This is a genomic window from Haloferax mediterranei ATCC 33500 (genome assembly GCF_000306765.2).
GTDB lineage: Archaea > Halobacteriota > Halobacteria > Halobacteriales > Haloferacaceae > Haloferax > Haloferax mediterranei.
In genome coordinates, this window is sequence record NC_017941.2 from 2933164 (window position 1) to 2948884 (window position 15721).

At 61.2% G+C, this 15721-nt stretch carries 13 protein-coding genes; 4 read left to right on the forward strand and 9 right to left on the reverse strand.

The window, feature by feature from the left end:
• Positions 1 to 39 precede the first annotated feature (39 nt).
• The 3 genes from HFX_RS14815 to HFX_RS14825 all read right to left on the reverse strand — a co-directional run bounded on the left by HFX_RS14815 (position 40) and on the right by HFX_RS14825 (position 2377).
• Positions 40 to 963, reverse strand: a complete 924-nt coding sequence (locus tag HFX_RS14815) for an ABC transporter permease (RefSeq protein ID WP_004058866.1) — start codon at positions 961 to 963, stop codon at positions 40 to 42.
• Positions 960 to 1925, reverse strand: a complete 966-nt coding sequence (locus HFX_RS14820; RefSeq protein ID WP_004058863.1) for an ABC transporter ATP-binding protein — start codon at positions 1923 to 1925, stop codon at positions 960 to 962. Before HFX_RS14820 ends, HFX_RS14815 begins: the two co-directional genes overlap by 4 nt.
• A 173-nt stretch (positions 1926 to 2098) precedes the next feature.
• Complete coding sequence (locus HFX_RS14825) at positions 2099 to 2377, reverse strand: hypothetical protein (RefSeq protein ID WP_004058852.1); 279 nt, start codon at positions 2375 to 2377, stop codon at positions 2099 to 2101.
• 120 nt (positions 2378 to 2497) lie between these two features.
• Between HFX_RS14825 and HFX_RS14830 the strand changes: the two genes are divergently transcribed.
• Complete coding sequence (locus HFX_RS14830; RefSeq protein ID WP_004058851.1) at positions 2498 to 3034, forward strand: VIT1/CCC1 transporter family protein; 537 nt, start codon at positions 2498 to 2500, stop codon at positions 3032 to 3034.
• A gap of 6 nt (positions 3035 to 3040) precedes the next feature.
• Here the strand turns inward: HFX_RS14830 and HFX_RS14835 are convergent, their stop codons facing one another.
• Entirely contained in the window at positions 3041 to 4567 is a 1527-nt protein-coding gene (locus HFX_RS14835) for a methyl-accepting chemotaxis protein (RefSeq protein ID WP_049917455.1), read from the reverse strand.
• A gap of 256 nt (positions 4568 to 4823) precedes the next feature.
• On the opposite strand from HFX_RS14835, the gene HFX_RS14840 reads away from it, so the two are divergent.
• Positions 4824 to 6563: an excinuclease ABC subunit C gene (locus HFX_RS14840; RefSeq protein ID WP_004058847.1), complete on the forward strand. Its 1740-nt coding sequence runs from the start codon at positions 4824 to 4826 to the stop codon at positions 6561 to 6563.
• Positions 6564 to 6750: 187 nt separating this feature from the next.
• Here HFX_RS14840 and mdh read toward each other — a convergent pair whose 3' ends face one another.
• A complete protein-coding gene (gene mdh / locus HFX_RS14845; RefSeq protein WP_004058845.1) occupies positions 6751 to 7665 on the reverse strand; it encodes a malate dehydrogenase in 915 nt (304 codons plus the stop codon).
• Between the two features lie 172 nt (positions 7666 to 7837).
• On the opposite strand from mdh, the gene HFX_RS14850 reads away from it, so the two are divergent.
• Positions 7838 to 8488, forward strand: a complete 651-nt coding sequence (locus HFX_RS14850; protein ID WP_179955351.1) for an Sjogren's syndrome/scleroderma autoantigen 1 family protein — start codon at positions 7838 to 7840, stop codon at positions 8486 to 8488.
• Between the two features lie 62 nt (positions 8489 to 8550).
• Positions 8551 to 8940, forward strand: a complete 390-nt coding sequence (locus tag HFX_RS14855) for a universal stress protein (RefSeq protein WP_004058841.1) — start codon at positions 8551 to 8553, stop codon at positions 8938 to 8940.
• A gap of 55 nt (positions 8941 to 8995) precedes the next feature.
• Here HFX_RS14855 and HFX_RS14860 read toward each other — a convergent pair whose 3' ends face one another.
• From HFX_RS14860 to HFX_RS14875, 4 genes are all read right to left on the reverse strand, one after another.
• Complete coding sequence (locus HFX_RS14860) at positions 8996 to 11608, reverse strand: DEAD/DEAH box helicase (RefSeq protein ID WP_004058839.1); 2613 nt, start codon at positions 11606 to 11608, stop codon at positions 8996 to 8998.
• Between the two features lie 321 nt (positions 11609 to 11929).
• Positions 11930 to 12997, reverse strand: coding sequence for an OapC/ArvC family zinc-ribbon domain-containing protein (locus HFX_RS14865; protein ID WP_081603720.1), 1068 nt, complete (start codon positions 12995 to 12997; stop codon positions 11930 to 11932).
• Between the two features lie 48 nt (positions 12998 to 13045).
• Positions 13046 to 13438 carry a DUF2073 domain-containing protein gene (locus HFX_RS14870; RefSeq protein WP_004058836.1) on the reverse strand — a complete coding sequence of 131 codons (393 nt, stop codon included), beginning with the start codon at positions 13436 to 13438 and terminating at the stop codon, positions 13046 to 13048.
• Positions 13439 to 13444: 6 nt separating this feature from the next.
• Positions 13445 to 14086 carry an Era-like GTP-binding protein gene (locus tag HFX_RS14875; RefSeq protein ID WP_004058835.1) on the reverse strand — a complete coding sequence of 214 codons (642 nt, stop codon included), beginning with the start codon at positions 14084 to 14086 and terminating at the stop codon, positions 13445 to 13447.
• Positions 14087 to 15721 lie beyond the last annotated feature (1635 nt).

A 15721-nucleotide genomic window follows, 5' to 3' on the forward strand; every position in this document is an offset into this window, starting at 1 on the left:
GAAAGACGACGAGAAGAGGAATTTCGGGTCGAAATCGCCTCAGAGGTCGGCCTTACGGAACGACAGGTAGCCGAGAATCGGCGGGACGACAATCCACGCCAGAAGGATTGCGAGGATGAACCACCCGGAGAAGTAGAACGGAAGCGACTCCTGAAAGACCGGCTGGATGGTCAGCCGTTCACCGAGTCCGGCTTTGAACAGGCGGGCAGGCACGGCCGGTCCGTACAACTGGGCAACCAGTGTCTCGTAGGCCCGAAGTGGGTTCAGGTACTTGATGAACAGGCGCATCTCGACGATTTGCGGCGCGCTCAACGCGGTGAGACCGACTTTTTTGATGGCCCAGTTGATGACCTGCGGGATGCCGGTCGCCACCGTCGACCAGAGGACGGCGAAGATGAAGTACAGGCCGAAAGTCCCGAACAGCGCCTGTCTCGGGGTCGTCGACGTCGCCGAGAGCCAGATGCCGATGGAGACGAACGACGTAGCGAGGAGTCCCGAGAGGGCTACCTGCCCGGCGTAAGACGCGAACATGACCTGTCCGCCCGTGAACAGCATCGCGAACATGGCGATGATGAATCCGACGAGCATCGAGACGAGGACCACGAGCGTCCGGCCGACGAGCTTTCCGAACACCACGTCGCGGCGGGAGTTCGGCAGTGAGAGCAGGAGCTTGATGGTTCCCGACTCGCGCTCGTCGATAAGCGACCCGTGGGCGGTCACGAGCGCGATGAGCGCGAGAACGAATCCGAGCATGCCAGCAAAGGAGAAGCTAAAGATACCGCCCGGCGCGGTCGTCAGGCCAAACAGTGCCTCGGAGTTCGCGCCGGCACCCTTCAGGAGGACGCCGTAGAACAGCACCGTCGACCCGCCGATGAGCAGGGCGAAAAACAGCGTGAGACCGATAAGCCACCGCGAGCGAAGGGCGTCGCGGAAGTCCTTGCGCGCGACGGACTCGACCGTCATGCTGTCACCTCCGAAGACTTGTCTTCGGTGTAGGTGATGAAGATGTCCTCCAGCGATGCCGTGTCGGTCTCGAAGTCGGCCACCGTGGCACCGTTCGATTCGATGGCTTCGATGACGCGTGTCTTCGCGTCGTCGGTACACGAGACGACGAGTCGCTCACCGTCAGATTCGACCGACGAGACGCCGTCGAGGGCGCGAACCGCCGCGAGGTCTGCGTTGCCGTCGACGTCGAGTCGGAGAACGGAGTCAGTCTCGATTCGGCTACGGAGTCCTCGGATACTGTCTTCGGCGATGAGTTCGCCGTTGCGCATGATGCCGACGCGGTCACAGACCGCTTCGACCTGTCCGAGCACGTGGCTGGAGAAGAATACTGTTGCACCGCGTTCGGCCTCGGTTCGAACGATTTCGCGCATCTCGCGCGCGCCAGCGGGGTCGAGTCCCGACGACGGTTCGTCGAGGATAAGCAGGTCGGGGCTTCCGGCGAGCGCCATCGCGAGCGCGAGGCGCTGGGTCATCCCTTTCGAGTAACCGCCCGCACGGCGGTTTGCTGCCTCCGGGTCGAGACCGACACGGGAGAGCAGTTCGTCGGGGTCGTCGTCGGCTTCTTTCGACTCGATGGCGAATTCGAGGTGTTCGCGGCCAGTGAGTCGGTCGTACACGTCGTATCCCTCGGGAAGAACACCGGTTCGTCGGCGGACGGCCACGCTCTCGGCCTGTGCGTCGTGTCCGAGCACGCGGATGGTCCCGCTCGTCGGGCGCACGAAGTCGAGAAGCATGTTTATCGTCGTCGACTTTCCGGCTCCGTTAGGACCGAGGAACCCGAACACCTCTCCCTCCGAAACGGAAAACGAGAGGTCGTTGACGGCGGTAACGTCCGGAGTCGAAGACAACTGGAGTGTCTCGAATACTCCCTCGTCATCTTCGAATCGTTTCGTCACCCCGTTCAGTTCGATAGCGGCCATGGGCGGGCCTGCGTCGCACTGGGTTAAAGGGTTTTAGGTGCAGAAATCAGCGGCGATAATATGACCCCCGAAATCGACACCGAAATCGTCGTTGTCAAACCGTTTGAGTCGGGCGGTTTTCGGCGCTCCGTCTCTGGCTCGAACCTCGTCGTTGAGGGCGTTCAAGTCGAAACTCAGACTTCGTCGTCGGGGTCGTGCGAGTCGGCCATCTTCGTTGCTTCGGCGGCGTACCGCTCACGCAGGTCGTCGTCCGTGACCGGTTCGAGGTTCGCTGTCGGTTCTTCGATGGCGGCCGTCGTGACCATCCGGCGTTGGTGCATCACGGCCGCAGCCAGTTCCTTTCTGAGTTCGTACGCGCCGTCGGTCGTCGCGTAGATGAGTACGATGAGGTCCCGGTCGTCGTAAGAACGCTCTACCAACCAGAGTTGGGTGGTGTCGTCAGTGTCGCTCATGGGCCGTGATTCGAACGGCCTTCCCTTACGCGTGCCGCATCTTTCGGTGACATCTTCACAGCAGATTACCCACCTACCTCGCCCGGCGCTTTATTCGTCCGGACAGCGTAGTCCAACGTCATGTTGGAGACGTTGCTCGGCGACGACGTGCAGTCGTCAGGCCGCTACCTTCCGGAGATAATCTACGGCGCGAACGACGGTATCATCACGACCTTCGCCGTCGTTTCCGGTGTCGCGGGTGCGGCGCTGAGTCCGGGTATCGTCATCATCCTCGGGTTCGCAAATCTGTTCGCCGACGGCTTCTCGATGGGGATGAGCAACTACCTCTCAGAGCGCTCGGAAGAGGACTACCACGACGCAGTTGGAATCAGTCGCGTCCGAACTGACGGGAAGACACCGGTCAAAACCGCCGTTGCGACGTTTCTCGCGTTCATCATCGCCGGCTGGGCACCGCTTTTACCGTACGTGTTCCGCCTCGAACCGCTGTTTCCGACCGCAATCGCCGTCACCGGCGCGGCGTTCTTCCTCGTGGGCGCGAGTCGCAGTCTCGTCACGAACCGCTCGTGGGTCGCAAACGGCGGCGAGATGTTCGTCGTCGGAATGGCTGCGGCGACCGTCGCGTACGCAGTCGGCAAGCTACTCGCAGGAGTTGCGTGAGTCGCTTCAGGCGTTGCTTCCGGACAACTCCTCGACTTCCATTGCGAGCGCCGAGAGCGCCTGCGTACTCTCGTCTGTGGCCGCGACGATGCTGTCGACCGCGCCTTCGGTGTCGACGGTTCGGTCGCGTACGTCCTCGATAGTTGCCGTCAGTTCTTCGACGGCCTCGGCCTGCTCGTCGGTGGCGCGCGAAACCTCGGCGACGCCGTCGGCGGCCACGTCGATGGACGAAGCGATTTCCTCGAACGCTTCGAGCATCTCGGTGATGCTTTCGTCCGCGTGCTCGATACGGTCGTTTGACTCGGTCGCCGCGTGAACCGCCTCATCGGTTTGCGACTGGATATCCTCGATTTGTGCCGTGATATCCTCCGTGTGCTGTCGCGTCTCGTCAGCGAGCGATTTGACCTCTTCTGCGACGACTGCGAACCCGTCGCCGTCCTGCCCGGCGCGTGCAGCCTCGATATTCGCGTTGAGCGCGAGCAGGTTCGTCTGCTCTGCGACATCCGAAATAATCTCGACGACGGCCTCGATGTCGTCCATGCGGTCGCCGAGTTCGGTTACCCGGTTGACGAGTTCGTCGCCCATCGTGACGACGCTCTCCGTGGCTTCGCGCGCCTCGCTGTTTGCCTCACGCCCCTCGGCAGTCGCCGCCCGGGCTTCTTTGGCCGCCGTGTCGACCTCGTCGGCGGTCGCCGCGACTTCCTCCATCGTTGCGCTGAACTGCTGCATCTGCGTCGCACCTTCGTCGAGGAGGTCACGCTGTTCTTCGATGTTCTGGGCGATGTTGTCGGCGGCCGATGCGGCGCGGGTGACGGCGGTCGTCGCCGTCTCCGTTTCGTCTTCGACGTTCGAGGCCAGTGTCGAGAGGTTGCGCGCGGTTTCGTTGACCGCGTCGACGACGACGAGAAGCTGCTCGTCCATGACGTCGCTTTCATCGACAGTTGCCCGCGCGTCCAGATGCCCGCGACTCAACTGCGTCAGTGTCTCTTGGATTTCAGAGACGAGGTCGGCGACCTCGCGGTGGCGTTCTACCTCGGTCGTCCGGTTACGAGCGGTCTGCAAAACGCCGACGAGCGTTCCGTCTTCGTAGAGCGGCATCGCGGTATGTCGGGCATGGCAGTCCTCGCCGCTGGCGTCGGTGAACGTCTCTTCGGCGGCGTAGAGCATCCGATTCGCGTCATCCAGTTCGATGCCGTCGAGTTCGGCCGCGTCTTGGGGATTGTCGAGCACCCGGTCTGCAAGTACAGTAGCCGTCGAGTCGCCGTAGAAGAGCTCACCGAGGTCTCGTCGTCCGAGCGCCGCTTCGGCGGTCGTTCCAGTGAGTACCTCGACGCCCGAGTTCCACGCCGCGACACGGCCCTGTCCATCGAGAACGAACGCGGGGAGGCCGATGCCGTCGAGGAGCACATCGTCGTCGACGTTCAAATCCGGTGTATTGGAGGAAGTAGCGGTGGCAGCGACAGTACCGCCGTCAGGTAACGGGGTCTTATTGCCGAACCACGACCGGAGGCGAGTAAAGATTTGGAGTGTCATTTGAACCCACGTTCCGAACCCACATACGAGTAAGTTTCGTGATAATTATCAAACACGATAATGTCAACACAATACTGGCGGACGAGTTCCGCTTATGGTCATTCTCACACACGAGATTACAATGATGGTCACACCGGGTGGTCATCTCGGATGGCACCCCAAATGGTTGTCTCGGGGGGTCACCCCAAATGGTTGTCTCGACGTCGCCGAAAGCGACGCGTCAACCTGAAGCCGTTTGCGTGGTAAGTCACCGCAGATGGACGCAGGTGCGGTCAGTGAACGAGCCAGCACACTTCCGTCCGACCCCGGCGTGTACCAGTTCGTCGCCGGTGAGACGGTTCTCTACGTCGGCAAGGCGGTCGACATCCGCGCTCGCGTCAGGTCCTACGCCGACCCGCGTTCGGAGCGCATCTCCCGGATGGTCGACCGTGCGGAACACATCGACTTCGCCGTCACCGACACCGAGACGCAGGCGCTCCTCCTCGAAGCGAACCTCATCAAGCGGCACCAACCGCGCTACAACGTCCGCCTCAAGGACGACAAATCCTACCCGCTCGTCCAACTGACGAACCACCCAGTTCCGCGAATCGAAGTCACGCGTGACCCCGACGACTCCGCGACGGTGTTCGGACCCTACACCGACAAAGGCCGCGTCGAGACCGTCATAAAAGCCATCCGCGAGACGTACGGCCTCCGCGGCTGTTCGGACCACAAGTACGCAAATCGCTCCCGGCCGTGTCTCGACTATGAGATGGGACTGTGTACGGCACCCTGTACCGGCGAAATCGCGGAAGACGCCTATCTGGAAGATGTCGAATCCGCAGTCCGATTCTTCGAGGGCGAAACGGGCGTGCTCGCCGACCCCCTCCGACGGGAGATGGAGGCCGCCGCGCAGGAAAACGAGTTCGAACGCGCCGCCAACCTTCGTGACCGACTCGAAGTCGTCGAATCGTTCCACGGCGCGGGCGAGGATGCCGTCTCTTCGCAGTCCGACGAGCGAGCCATCGACGTGCTCGGCGTCTCGCTCCGTGGGGACTCGGCAACTGTCGCCCGGCTCCACGCCGAACGCGGCCAACTGGTCGACCGGACGCGCCACAACCTCGACGCGCCGGAGGGCGAAGACCGGACTGCCGCGGTCCTCTCGGCGTTTCTCGCGCAGTTCTACGCGGAACGCGAACTTCCCGACGGCGTCGTTCTCTCGGAGCATCCCGACGACGAAGACGTAGTGGCGTGGCTCGAATCCGAGGGCGTGAGCGTCCGCGTTCCGGGTGCGGGCCGCGAAGCGAAGTTAGTCGAACTCGCGTTGAAGAACGCCCGCCGTCGTGCCGGTCGCGACGACGGCTTGGCGACGCTCGCTCGCGAACTGGACCTCGATGTGCGCCGCGTCTCCCGAATCGAAGGCTTCGACGTGAGTCACGCACAGGGAACGTCGGTCGTCGGGAGCGACGTGTGCCTCGTCGACGGGAGCGCCGAGACGGCAGATTACCGTCGGCGGCGACTCCCCGAGCGAAACGACGACTACGCGAATATGCGCGAACTCGTCCGCTGGCGGGCGACCCGCGCGCTCGAAGGCCGCGACGACCGCCCGGACCCCGACGTGCTCCTCATCGACGGCGGAAAAGGACAGCTAAACGCTGCGCTCGACGCGCTCGAAGAGACGGGCTGGGACGTTCCGGCGGTCGGCATCGCCAAGGACCGCGAGTTGGTCGTCACGCCCGACCGGACCTTCGACTGGCCGGACGATGCCCCGCACCTCCACGTCCTCCAGCGCGTCCGCGACGAAGCCCACCGGTTCGCCGTCCAGTACCATCAGACACTCCGCGACGAGGTGAAGACCGTCCTCGACGACGTGCCCGGTGTGGGACCGAAAACGCGACGGGCGCTCCTCACGCGGTTCGGCAGCGTCGAAGGAGTGCGCGAGGCGTCGGTTGCTGATTTGACCGACGTTCCTGGCGTCGGCGAGAAGACTGCGGAAGAGCTGAAACGGCGACTCTGAAGGTTGGGACGGCGACTCTGAAGGTTGGGACGGCGACTCTGACAGCTGAAACGGCGACGCTGAAGGTTGAGAGTGACAGAGACACGCGTGTGTCAGCGTGGTGCGGTGGGTCGGCCAGCGTGGGCCAAAAAGTCAGTGTCGAACCGGGTGGACCGGTTTCCGCGTTCTCGTCGTCGGAGAGACCGGCTTACGCGATTTTGTCGTACTGGTCGCGGAGCTTCTCGGCGGCGTCGTCCATGAGGTCGGCCTCGTAGTCGTCGAGGTCCCATTCGACGACCTCTTCGATGCCGTTCGAGCCGAGTTTGACGGGGACGCCGAAGGAGGTGTCCTCGTAGCCGAACTCGCCGTCGAGGACGAGCGAACCGGGGAGCACTTCGCCGGTGTCGTGCAGGACGGCCTCGACCATGTGAGCAACGCCGGTCGCCGGACCCCACTGGGTCGCGCCCTTGCGCTCGATAACGTCCATGGCGGACTCCTTGAGGTCGCCGAGAATCTCGTCTTTCTCGTCGTCGGAAAAGTCGGGGTCCGTACCGTCGACGCGGACCTTCGAGAAGACGGGGACCTGCGCGTCGCCGTGCTCGCCGAGGATGGTCGCTTCGACGTTCTTGACCGGCGCGTCGAAGCGCTGGCTCAGGACGTAGCGGAAGCGTGCGGAGTCGAGGCGGCCACCGAAGCCGATGACTTTGTGGCGGTCGCGGTCGCCCGTCTCGTACAGGTGACGGTTGAGCAGGTCAACCGGGTTGGATGTCGTGATGGAAACGAAGTCGTCGTTGTACTCCGCGAGGGACGAGCCGATGTCGTCCATGATGGGAGCGTTGTCGCCTGCGAGGTCGATACGGGTCTGACCCGGCTGTCGCGGGATACCCGCCGTGATGACGACGACGTCGGACCCGGCCGTGTCCTCGTAGCCACCCTGTTTGACGACCGTGTTCGAGTCGTAGGCGATGCCGTGGTTCGTGTCGGCCGCCTGTCCGACTGTCTTGTCTTCCATCTTCGGGATGTCTACGAACACGAGTTCGTCGCAGACGTCACGAAGCGCGAGGTTATACCCAGCCGCGGCGCCGACCGTGCCGGCCGCACCAATCACGCTAACTTTCGTCATACCACATTAATGACGCTGTGGATTCCGAGTAAACGTTTCGGAACGGGCACCGCAGCGCTGTCTGTCGATTTTCTATTCGACAATTGACGAATTTGGGCGGGGAACGGCGTCCACTCGGCCCGCTCTCGACGACGCCGTGGGGTTTTTCGACATACGTCGCGTCCAAATGGACATGAGCGACTTCGACAAGGAGAAAGAACGTCAACGGCTTCGGGAGAAGTACGAGCGAGACGAGGCGAAGCGTCGCTCGACACAGCGGATGAGCGAGTTGCTTCTGCAGGGTGCGACGATGACGAACAAACACTGCGACCAGTGTGGTGACCCGCTGTTCCGCTACGAGGGGCAAGTGTTCTGCCCTACGTGTCAGACCGAGGACAAGGTGGCCGAGAACGCGGACCAGAAGGCAGAGAGCACAGGGCAGGACGCCAGGAACGTCCCCGAGTCAGGTGCAGAAGCACCGAACGTCTCGGAAGCGGGTGAAGCAGCGGAGACACCGAGCACCCACGACACCGCTGCTGCAACGTCGGACATCCAAGCAGACCACGGACCGGAGGAAACTGGGTCTGCGAACAGTTCCGAACCTGCGAACAGTTCCGAACCTGCGAACAGTCGTGTGTCGTCCTCTGCACGCACTGCGCGGGCGACGGACGAGTACATGCCGCGCGATGTTGACGATGACGTGGCGAGCGTGCGTGAGTCACTCGTTCGAACGCTAACGTGGGCTGCAGAACAGGCTGAGTCGACGGATGACCCGCGGCAGGCCACCGAATATCTCGCCGCTGCGCGGGAAGCGGCCGAAGCAATCGCCGCGCTCGACCGATAACCGGGTCCACCGGTACACCGAACGCCACTAGAACTTACGACCCCGCAGACCCTCTCACTTGTATGGACATTCTCATCCCCATCGACGGCACGGACGCGAGCAAGCGCGCCCTCGACTTCGCCATCGAGATGGCAGTCGGGATGGGGGGTCACCTCCACGTCGTCCACTTTACGAATAAAGAGACCGACGCGACAGAGGCTATCCTCAGCGACGCTCGCGACAGACTCGACTCCGCAGACATCCCAAACGAACCGGAACTAACGACCATCAGGGAAGATGTCTGGACCGCCAGCCGCGTCGGCAAAGAGATTCTTGACACGGTCAGCCGAAACGGCTATGACCACGTGGTTATGGGTCATCACGAAAAACGCGTGGTCGATCGAGCCATCTTCGGAAGCGCCGCCGAGACGGTTTTCCGGGCGGAGAGCGTTCCGATGACCGTCGTTCCCTGAAATAGTCGGAACCGGACTCAGGCGACTCGAACCGTACTTGGGCCGTCAGTAGTCGTCAGCGGTACTCCGAACCGATGACTTCGCGGATTCGTTCGGCGGTGACTTTCCCGACGCCGCGGACCTCACGAAGGTCGTCTTCGTTGGCCGTCATGACGGCTTCGACGCTGCCGAAGGCTTCGAGTAAGGTGCGTGCCGTCACGGGACCGATGTCGGCGATGGCGGAGACGACGTATTCCTGTTGTTCGTCGAGCGTCTTCGCGCTCTTACCGCCGTGGACGCTCACGGTTCGTTCGCGGTCGGTCTGCTCGCGGGTTGCGATGGTCGCAAGCATCTCCGCGGTATCGTCTTCGTCTTCGGTAAAGAGGACGCTCACGCCGAAGTCGACGGCGACAGACGAGAGTGCGCCCCGAATCGCACCAGGGTGGATGTTCCGTTCTTCGTAGAGGCCATGCCCCTCGATGATGAGAAGTGGACGGGCGTAGTGACGGGTGAGGTCGGCGATTTGCCCGAACAGCGAGCGGTCACCGCCCGTGAGCGTGTCGAGGAAGTCGGAAATGCTCTTTCGCTCGACTGCAACCCGGTCCGAGAGGATGTAGTCGCCGACAGCGAGCGTCTCCAGTCGCGTCGTCAAGTCGTCGCGCTTCGAGAGCGTGCGGGCGATGTGGGAGTCGAGTTCTCGCTGGTCGACGACGATTTCGACGCTCTCCTCGCCTTCGGTTCCGGCCTTCGCAATGGTGCCCGCTTTTTCGGATTCAGTCACCGGGTCGTCGGCCGTTTCACTGCCATCAGCGTCGTCGTCCGTTTCACTGCCATCAGCGTCGTCGTCCGTTTCACTGCCATCAGCGTCAGCGTCGGCATCGACGTCAGCGGACTCACCGTCCGGTTCCGCGCGCGCTAACTGTTCGTCAGAGGGACCGAAATCGGAAATCCCCGACTGCCCGTCCGTCGCGTTCGCGGCAGTGGTAGTCGTGGAAGCCGATTCGGTGGCCGTCTCGGCGGACGATGTGGGTGCTTCCGACACCCCATCGTCAGCCAGTCCATCACCATCGACCCCTTCATTTCCGGTGGAACCGTCTCCCGCGAACTCGTCGAGGTCGCGCTGTGAGTGGTCGAGTTCGGCTTCAATCTCGGCCGCAGCACCCTTGAGTTCGCGGAGTTCCTTTTTCATCGTCTTCTCGCGCCGACGCGATATCCAGAAGTAAGCTTCGTCGCGCGTGTCTTCGGCGAGGAGGACGACAACCCGCCCGTCCGCCTGTCGGCCGGTTCGGCCCTTCCGCTGGATGGACCGAATGGCCGTCGGAACGGGTTCGAAGAAGAGCACGAGGTCGACTTCCGGTACGTCCAGTCCCTCCTCGGCGACCGACGTGGAGACGAGAACCTCGAACTCGCCGCCTCGGAACTTGTCGAGCGTCTCCTGTTGTTCTTTCTGGGACATCCCGTCGGAACCCTCGCGGTCGCCCTGTCCGACGAACCGGCGGACGGAGAAGCTCTCCGAGAGGAACTCAGTGAGCGCCTCGGCCGTGTCACGCGACTCCGTAAACACGATGACGCGTTCTCCGTCGTGAATGCCGAGCGTCTCGGCGAGGAGGATTCGCGTCTTTCTGAACTTCGGGTGGAGACCATCGAACGACTCGGCTTTCCGCATCGCTTCGCGGACTTTCGGCTCCGCGACGAGTCGCTGACTCGCCTTCGACGCCCCCGACGAACGGGCCGCGTTGCGCTGGCGCTCGAAGTATCGCCGGACCGACTCGACGGACTGCGTCTCGACGAGTTCGACCGCCCGACGGAGTTTCATCACCTCCGCGTGCGTGGACATGCCCTTGTAGCCCTCGGACTTGTCGGCGTTCATCAGCCGTTGGAGTTCCGCGCGCATCCGATTGAGGTCCTTCTGGGAAACGTCGGGTTTCGTGGAACTCGCAACGCCCAAATGCTTGAGTTTCTCCAGTCGGTCTTTGATGACCTCGTTGAGGGCGTCGCGAATCTCCAGAATCTCGTCGGGAAGTTGGATTCGGTTCCACTCCACGTCCGTGTCGTGGGTGTACTCGGCGACGTCCGCGTCCTCTTCCGTCATCACCTCCACATCGGCGATACCGAGGTTCTCACACACTTCGAGGATAGCCTCCTCGTCGCCTCCGGGCGACGCACTCATGCCCGTCACGAGCGGGTCTGCCGCGTCAGCGTGGTATCGCTCGGCGATATAGACGTAGGCGTAGTCGCCACTCGCGCGGTGGCACTCGTCGAAGGTAAGGTGTGTCACGTCTCGGAGCGAGATTCGGTTGCCGATGAGGTCGTTTTCGATGACCTGTGGGGTTGCGATGATTATCTGGGCATCGTCCCAGAGCGCGGCACGGTCGTCGGGCCGAACGTCGCCGGTGAAGACGACGATTTCGTCGTCCGGAATGTTCAGCGCTTCGCGGTAGAAGTCCGCGTGCTGCTGGACGAGCGGTTTCGTCGGCGCGAGAAACAACGACTTCCCGCCGATTTCGTGTAATCGTTCGGCGGTGACCAAGAGACTGACTGTCGTCTTTCCAAGCCCGGTCGGAAGACAAACAAGCGTGTGGTCGTCGCGCGCGGCACCTGCGAGTCGAATCTGGTAGAGTCGCCGCTCAATGAACGACGGGACGAGTTTCGGATGGTCTACGTACGCAACGTCCTCGGAGGCCGACATCGGTGTCGATTGCGCGCCCTCGCCGATAAGGGTTCGCAGAGTACGGTGAAAGTAAAGGAGTCCGCCGATGAAAGCCGCGATGACGGTTGTTACCTCGCGCTATCGGCGGTGTCGAGGTCAGGGTCGTCTGGCCGCGCAGACGGGAGCGACGCCTCGAGGAGCGACGCCCACTCAGCGACCTTTTCGTTGTACGATTTGGACATAGCGCTTCCCAAGAGGATATACTCTCAACTATCGTATATAATGATTGTGCCAGTTCGACGGCCGAACCCGACGGTCACGAGGGATGTTCCACCGGAAACGACGGGGTCAGGAAGGGACTCAGTCTTCGCGCTCACCGGGACCCCACGAGTCGGGGACCTCGATGACGTACCGACCGTCTTCGCGGAGCGAGATGATGTACTCGTCGCGGTCGTACAGTTCCATAAGATTGAGTTCGTACTGGCCGGGATTGACGATTTTGATGCTCTCGAACTGGTCGTTGAGTTCTTCGCGGAGTTGGTCGAGGTTCGGTTGGTCGTCGGAGGACGGTTCGATGACCGTCCCGTCGACATCTGCCGGTGCGTCTTTCGGTCCGTCACCCGATGGCCGCTCAGTTGGTGTGGCCTCGTTCGGTGACCGTGGTGCGGCCTCGTTCGGCGTCTGGGTGGATTCGCTTGGGGTCCGTGGAGTCGGCTCACCCGGTTCCTGTTGGGTTGACTCGTGCCGATCCGCATCGGCGGCCGCGAGCTCTTCCGGCGTGACGACATCGCTTCGGGCGCTCTTCTGTGAGTTGTCTTCGTCGGTCTCTCGGGCGTTAATTCGTCCGGGCTGGCGGTTCCCGGGTGCGCGCCCTTGCTCACCAGTCGAGTCCGGAGCCGGCTGTTTCCGCGTCTCTTGACGAGGAGAATCGGCAGATTCCGAGTCATCGGGAGCGGCGGGCCACTCTCCCCATCCTCGCTTCGGTTCGGTCTTCGGCGCGTTCGATGTCTCCCGAGTGTTTTTCGACTCGGTGGTGTTTTTCGACTCAGTGGAAGACGTTCGAGCGGTGTCCGAAGGTCCAGTAGACTGCCCCGCCGACCCTTTGGACTGCTCTGGCTGCCCTGTAGACTTGTCAGTCGTTCCGGAACTCACCCAGTCGCTGACGGTCATCGAATCGTCATCGCCGCTTCCGGGTCGAGACTGGTTCTGTTCTGCTCGGTCACGAACGGCGTCGGCTGCCGAGGATGTCAAGTCCCGCGTTCCGGCACCGCCCGTCGTACGAGTGTTGTCACTGCCGCCCGCAGGTCCGTCAGCGCTGGATGCGGGCTCGAACTGAAACTTGTTGCCGCCGCAGTTCGGGCACCCCGAGAGCATCTCCTTCGAGCCGTCGGGGAACACCTTACCGCACGTCGTGCATTGATGTGGCATTGGTAGCTGTTGGCGCCGGATGGCGCGTGATGGTGTTCGTGAGACCCCCTACTTTCGTGAGACGAGCGCGCTGATGAGATTCTCGTCTTTGTGGAGCGTCTGAATCTGGTTCGCGGGACCGATAACCGTGAGCTTCTGCGTCGATTGCCGACCCATAAGTCGGTCGAGGAAGCTCTGGTCTGCGGTCTGCGAACGCGGATACGTCTCGATTTCGATGCCGTTGAACTCGTCGGGGCTGATTTCGGCCATCGTCACCTCGATGAGCTTCGACTCCTCGTCCGGCGAAAGTCCCTCTTCGAGAATGACGATATTCCCGTCGCGGACGCCATCGAGGATAAGCCGTATCTTCTCCATGCTGGCGAGATTGGCCATTCGATTCCCGCTGAAGAGGTCTATCTGAACCCCGTCGGAACCGTTGTCGGACGCCGTTGCTTCAGGCATAGAGAATCACCCGAAGTACTCCGCTATCTTCGCGTACACTTCGTCCATGTTCTCTCCCTCGAGTGCCGAAAGTTCGACTGTCTCGTGCTGTGGGTACGCGTTCGCGATGCGTTCGACGTTCGAATCTTCGAGGTCGATCTTGTTCGCGAAGATGAGCACGGGCAGGTCCTGACTCTCGATGATACCGATGAGCATCGTGTTGACCTGCGAAATCGGGTCTTTCGTACTGTCGAGCACGTAGACGACACCGTCAACGTCCTCGCGGAGCCAGTGCATGGCTTCCGCGACGCCTTCGGTCGCCTCGCGGGACCGACGGACGGCGTCGTCTTTCTCCATGTCGTGTTCGAGGAACTCTTTGTAGTCGACCTTCGTCGTGACACCCGGCGTGTCGACGATGTCGATTGTGACTTTCTTGCCATTCCGCTCGATTTCGACGTTCTCCTTCCGCCGCGCGCGGCGAGTTTCGTGAGGGATGTGGCTCTCGGGACCGATTGCGTCACCGGTCCAGTCACGGGCGATACGATTTGCGAGAGTCGTCTTCCCGGCGTTGGGCGGGCCATAAATACCGATCCGCTTCGGCTCGCTCTCCGAAAAGAGCCGGTCAACGACTCGTGAGATGCTGTCTCTGAGATCTGTAAGCAGTCCCATCCTGGGCCTCCCGCACCTCCCGACCACGTCGTGGAGGGCGTATGGAGGTATCACCCAACCGGACTCACTTAAGCACTACGTCAGACACCAGTCACGTTCCAGACAGAACGACAGAAACCGAAGAAGGCCCCCATTTCCACTCGAACGGACCATATTCACGGGTCTATCGTCTTTTACTGCCTGTCATCGCACTCGAGATGGTAATTCGTTGGCTTCCAATATTCTTGTTTTCGTGTGCGTGCACACGAAGCAGTCCTGACTGTCAACTCGAGTGAATTTATCTGAGGGGGAGCCGGTCTGTTTCGTCTCACCTTTCCTCCTTCTTTTTCTCCTGACGCTGTTCGTCGATAGCTCCCAGTTAGAAGTCGGTGGCACGTCTCCACGAGTGAGTCGTCTCCAGAGTAACTCGTGAGAGACCCTCCCACGGAGATGAAACAGTCGGGAGGGCACACCCCCACCCCTTCGTTTCAGGTGGAACGGCTCGAAGGGGTGGGTGGGGGGTGACCGCTAGACGGCAGCCGGGTGTTAATTCTATCTTCTACAACCGCTATAACAACCACATTTTCCCCAGTACGGATACGGTACAACGATATCAGTAATAAAACCACCGTGTTCTAAAGACCGCCGAGACCCCCCTCCCTCCCGTTTTGCGTCTCCACCCGAAACAAAGGGGTGTGGGGTATCCGAGAACCAGGGGCTTCCCGTCGAACTGGAGATCCACCACTTAATTGCACAGGAAACGAGGGGGTTAATCGACGTCCAAACTGATTCTACCCGCCGATTTCTGCAGATTACTGTTTTACCCGTTTCCACACGAAACAGAGGGGTGGCCCCAACCGATTTTTCGCATCGGCCCACCGGTATTATCACGTTTCGGGTCCAATTCGAGCTCAGTTCGACATGGGTCCGGGCCTAATTCGAGTCTAGATAAACGTTTCACCCCACTCGAATCTCACTCGATTCGACCAGAAGTCGATCTCAGCCGCCCGATACGACTGCAAGTTCTCGTTTTTCGTCGACGCGCACATCTTGAAATCGAATGCACGTACGGACCCTACGTTCGTGTCAGATACATACCCAAACCACCACCCCCGGCTTCAGGTCGAACGACTTCCGGGTGGTGTCTGCACCCACTTCCGGTTTGATACTGCTTTCTTTTGGTGGTCTCTTCGACCCACTGTACTATAGTAGCGTTTGCAACTGGTGACACATCCAATCACACACCGGTCGATCGAGTATCCAATGACTTACAAACGCTACTATAGACACGCTGTGGTCACTCCCACGGGCCTGACCTCCGACTCACTCTACTTCGACTAACTTCGACCTTTTTTCTGCCTCACCGACTCACCCCCAATATCTCTCGACCACTATATCCTACTCAACTCGACACACCCGAATTCGATGATTTTCGCTCGCTCGTGTCGAAATGGTCCTGTCCACTCCAGTTTCGGGTATTGAGCGTCGAGCGAGTCGGAGAAGTAAGCTTTTTGTACCAACTATTCGTTTGTTTCCTTTGCATCATCTGGAATCGCCTTCTTCGGTGCGAGGCGGAGAAGCCGAGTATTACCGGCTTCACGCCCTGTACTGGCCGACGTTGGCGACTATTCCACTTGAAACGAAGGGGTATACACG